General features: G+C 56.8%; 5 protein-coding genes. 3 read left to right on the top strand and 2 right to left on the bottom strand.

Going from position 1 to position 4,148, the window contains the following annotated elements:
• The 3 genes from clpA to ACXJ5O_RS20410 all read left to right on the top strand — a co-directional run.
• A partial coding sequence (gene clpA / locus ACXJ5O_RS20420) for an ATP-dependent Clp protease ATP-binding subunit ClpA (protein ID WP_457301492.1) occupies nt 1-2,086 on the top strand: 2,086 nt, incomplete at its 5' end.
• A gap of 34 nt (nt 2,087-2,120) precedes the next feature.
• The gene (locus tag ACXJ5O_RS20415; protein ID WP_457301491.1) at nt 2,121-2,909 is read left to right on the top strand and encodes an AzlC family ABC transporter permease; all 789 of its coding nucleotides are present in this window, start codon (nt 2,121-2,123) and stop codon (nt 2,907-2,909) included.
• Nucleotides 2,906-3,253: an AzlD domain-containing protein gene (locus tag ACXJ5O_RS20410; protein WP_457301490.1), complete on the top strand. Its 348-nt coding sequence runs from the start codon at nt 2,906-2,908 to the stop codon at nt 3,251-3,253. The genes ACXJ5O_RS20415 and ACXJ5O_RS20410 overlap by 4 nt, the downstream gene beginning before the upstream one ends.
• On the opposite strand, the gene ACXJ5O_RS20405 is transcribed toward ACXJ5O_RS20410, so the two are convergent.
• Nucleotides 3,245-3,670 carry an HIT family protein gene (locus ACXJ5O_RS20405; RefSeq protein WP_457301489.1) on the bottom strand — a complete coding sequence of 142 codons (426 nt, stop codon included), beginning with the start codon at nt 3,668-3,670 and terminating at the stop codon, nt 3,245-3,247. The two genes, ACXJ5O_RS20410 and ACXJ5O_RS20405, sit on opposite strands and share 9 nt — an antisense overlap.
• Nucleotides 3,671-3,686: 16 nt before the next feature.
• Nucleotides 3,687-4,148, bottom strand: a 462-nt coding sequence (locus ACXJ5O_RS20400; protein WP_457301488.1) for a GNAT family N-acetyltransferase, incomplete at its 5' end; no start/stop codon positions are given.

The following is a 4,148-nucleotide window of genomic DNA, read 5'->3' as shown; positions in this document are numbered from 1 at the left end:
GCAGATGACCCGCTACGATGCGGTCAACTACATTTCCCACGGAATCTCCAAACGCCCTGGCGCCTCGGAGCCGCGCACCCCGCTCGGAGCCGAGAGCCCCAACGAAGACAGCCATGCCGCTGAGTCGGACGAGGGCGCGACCAAGAAGAAGCAGGACGCCTTGTCGGCCTACTGCATCAACCTGAATGATCGCGCCAAAGCCGGCAAGATCGATCCTCTTATCGGCCGTGATCAGGAGATCAACCGGACGATCCAGATCCTTTGCCGCCGTTCGAAGAACAATCCGCTTTACGTCGGCGATCCCGGCGTTGGCAAGACCGCAATTGCGGAAGGTCTCGCCAAGCGCATCGTCGAAGGCAAGGTTCCAAGCGTCCTTAGCGATGCGACCGTATTCTCGCTAGATATGGGCACATTGCTTGCAGGAACGCGCTATCGCGGTGATTTCGAAGAACGTTTGAAGCAGGTCATCAAGGAGCTCGAAGAGTTTCCGGGTGCGATCCTGTTCATCGACGAAATCCACACGATTATCGGCGCCGGAGCGACGTCAGGTGGTGCGATGGATGCATCCAACCTGCTGAAGCCAGCGCTTTCGACAGGTGCCATTCGTTGCATCGGTTCAACGACTTACAAGGAGTTCCGCCAGTTCTTTGAGAAGGACAGGGCGCTTGTACGGCGTTTCCWGAAGATCGATGTCAATGAACCATCGATCCCCGATGCTATCGAGATCATGAAGGGTCTGCGGCCATATTTCGAAGACTTCCACAAGGTCAAATACACTGTGGAAGCGATCAAGTCGGCGGTCGAACTTTCAGCGCGCTACATCAATGACCGCAAATTGCCGGACAAGGCGATCGATGTCATCGACGAGACCGGTGCCAGCCAGATGCTGTTGCCGGAAGCGAAACGCAAGAAGTCGATCGGCGTCAAGGAAATCGAGGCAACCATCGCCACGATGGCCCGCATCCCGCCGAAGACTGTATCGAAAGACGACGAAGCCGTGCTCTCCAATCTCGAGGCGGAACTGAAGCGCGTCGTCTACGGTCAGGATTTGGCCATCGAAGCACTGTCATCCTCGATCAAGCTGGCACGTGCCGGCCTGCGCGAGCCGGAAAAGCCGATCGGGTCCTACCTGTTCTCCGGTCCAACCGGCGTCGGCAAGACCGAAGTCGCCAAGCAATTGGCAGCCTCGCTCGGTGTGGAACTCCTGCGTTTCGACATGTCGGAATATATGGAGCGTCACACGGTATCGCGCTTGCTCGGTGCACCTCCCGGTTATGTCGGGTTTGATCAGGGCGGCCTTCTGACCGACGGCGTCGATCAGCATCCGCATTGCGTGCTGYTGCTCGAYGAARTCGARAAGGCGCATCCGGACCTGTTCAATATCCTGTTGCAGGTCATGGATCATGGCAAGCTGACTGATCACAACGGCAAGCAGATCGATTTCCGCAATGTGATTCTGATCATGACGACCAATGCGGGCGCGTCCGATGCGGCGAGAGCGGCAATCGGCTTCGGTTCGTCGCGTCGTGAAGGCGATGACATGGAAGCGATCAACCGGCTGTTTACACCGGAGTTCCGCAACCGTCTCGATGCGATCATTCCGTTCGGTGCGTTGCCGGTTCCGGTTATCCATCAGGTGGTGCAGAAGTTCGTCATTCAGCTCGAGGCACAACTTGCCGACCGCGGTGTGATATTCGATTTGCAGCCGGAGGCCATCGCATGGCTTGCCGAGAAGGGTTACGACGATCGCATGGGTGCGCGGCCGCTTGGCCGCGTCATTCAGGAGCACATCAAGAAGCCGCTGGCGGATGAGGTGCTGTTTGGCAGGCTGAAGAAGGGCGGTACAGTCCGCGTTTCGGTTGCCGAGAAGCCTGATGGTTCGAAAGGTCTGGTTCTCGACTACATCGCCGACGAAGTCGTGGTGAAGCCGAAGAAGGAAATACCGGTCGATAAGAAGCCATTGGCGAAGAAGAAGCCCGCACCGAAGAAGCCGCTTGAAAAAGCGGGGGCCGATGTGTCGGCCACCAGGAACGTCGCTTCGCTGCCACCCAAGGCATCCGTGCCAAAAGTGCCGCGGAAGAAATAATCAAAAAGGCCACCTTCGGGTGGCCTTTTTCTTGATGGCATCCGCTCTTCCGTTTATCGCTGAAGGCATGGCTGATTCCGGATTGCCCTCCCACCATGCGGATGAGAACCTGAGAACCCGTTTTTCGTGGTTTCTGTCAGGTGCATCTTTGATCACCAGCATTCCTGCGTTGATCCTGATGACAGCGCATGTGGGCTTTGCCGGGTTTGCCAGCGAAAATGGCGTGACCTTGCTACAGGCGACGTTCATGGTCGCCATTATCTGGGCTCTCCCCGCCAATATCGTCCTGATCGGTGCAATTGCGGGCGGCTATTCACTATTCGGCGCGGCAATTGCGGTCGGCCTGTCGTCGATCCGCCTTATGCCAATGGTGGCGGCCTTCGTGCCGGAAATGCGCGGACCCAAGACGCGGAAGATTACCTTGCTGTTCCTATCGCATTTCGTTGCCGTCACGGCCTGGGTGATGGGCATGGACCGGCTCAAGCATGTTCCACGCGATATGCGAACGAGTTATTTCGCCGGTCTGGGTATTACGTTGACGTTAACCAACACACTCGTAGTGGCTGTGGTCTATGTTCTCTCGACCGACTTTCCGCCATTGGTTTTCGCTGCGCTGTTCTTTTTGACACCAATGTATTTTTTGACCTCGCTGTGGGGTTCGGCGCGCGATCGATCGGTCCATGTCGCTATGGTCTCGGGCCTGTTGCTGTTCCCGATCATTCATTCCATTGCGCCTGCCTATGATCTGCTGTTGACCGGCGTTGCCGGAGGGATTGTGACCATGGCTTATGTGCATCTGGCCAAGAGGAGCGCCACCCGATGACCTGGCAGAGCCTCACAGATTGGTGGTGGCCATATCTCTTCATCCTGCTTGCAGGATGGCTGCCGACCGATGTCTGGCGGTTCATCGGCGTGTTCATCGGTGGCCGGGTCCGCGAAGACTCCGAAGCTTTGATCGCAGTGCGGGCCGTCGCCACGTCGCTTGTCGCAGGGGTCATCGCCCAATTGATCCTCTACCCGAGTGGGGCGCTGGCGGAGACATCGGTGTTTCTCAGGATAAGTGCAGCCGCAGCAGGCTTCGTTGCATATCTTGCTCTCGGTAGACGTGTGATCATCAGCGTGATTGCCGGAGAGGCCGTTCTGCTCTGCGGTTTGTTGCTAACTTAGAGCCTGCCTGATTTTCTCCGCGTTTTCGGCGAGGACGTTCTGATCCTCCATCGTTCCGGTATGCGGCCGCAGAGCGACGCCGTCAAAACGCGGAATGACATGGAAATGCAGGTGGAAAACCGTCTGCCCGGCGGCCGGTTCGTTGAACTGGATGACAGTGACGCCATCGGCATCAAAGGCTGTTTTGACAGCGCGTGCAAGCTTCTGTGTGGTCGTAATGACGGCCGACAGACTGGCTTGGTCAACATCCAGAATATTGCGGAACGGCGCCTTGGTTATCGCAAGGCAATGACCTTTGCCTTGCGGCATGACGTCCATGAAAGCATAGGTTTCCTCGTCTTCGTAGAGCTTGTGCGACGGGATTTCCCCACGCAGGATCTTCGCGAATATGTTGTTTGCGTCATAGGGTGCGGTCATGGCGTACCTCATTTTACTATTGGTCGGATTTCTTGAAGGGCGTGTGCTCGTTGAGAACATGGCTCATCAAGGCAACATCCTCGCGTTCGCGCTGCAGAAAATCATCGATAGCGCGCCGCAATCCTGCGTGGGCAAGATAGTGCACGGAATGCGTTGTCACAGGCAGATATCCGCGTGCAAGCTTGTGCTCACCCTGGGCACCCGCCTCGACCACATGAAGTTTCCGTTCGATGGCGAAGTCGATCGCCTGATGATAACAGACCTCGAAATGCAGAAAACGGTGATCTTCGATACAGCCCCAATGCCTGCCGAAGAGCCGGTTCGATCCTATGAAATTAATCGCTCCAGCAATGTAGCGCCCGTCGCGCCGCGCCATCACCAGCACGATATCATCGGGCATGCGCTCGCCGATCAGCGCGTAAAACTTGCGATTGAGATAGGGGCGACCCCATTTGCGGCTGCCAGTATCCATATAGAA

The organism is Phyllobacterium sp. P5_D12, from assembly GCF_054049495.1.
The sequence above is the reverse complement of the archived record's forward strand: the minus strand, read 5'-3'. Positions and strand labels throughout refer to the sequence as shown.

Excerpts from the sequence above, each read along its gene's own strand:
- ACXJ5O_RS20410 (WP_457301490.1), top strand. The coding sequence starts at position 2,906 with ATGACCTGGCAGAGCCTCACAGATTGGTGGTGGCCATATCTCTTCATC.
- ACXJ5O_RS20415 (WP_457301491.1), top strand. The coding sequence starts at position 2,121 with ATGGCATCCGCTCTTCCGTTTATCGCTGAAGGCATGGCTGATTCCGGA.
- ACXJ5O_RS20405 (WP_457301489.1), bottom strand. The coding sequence starts at position 3,670 with ATGACCGCACCCTATGACGCAAACAACATATTCGCGAAGATCCTGCGT.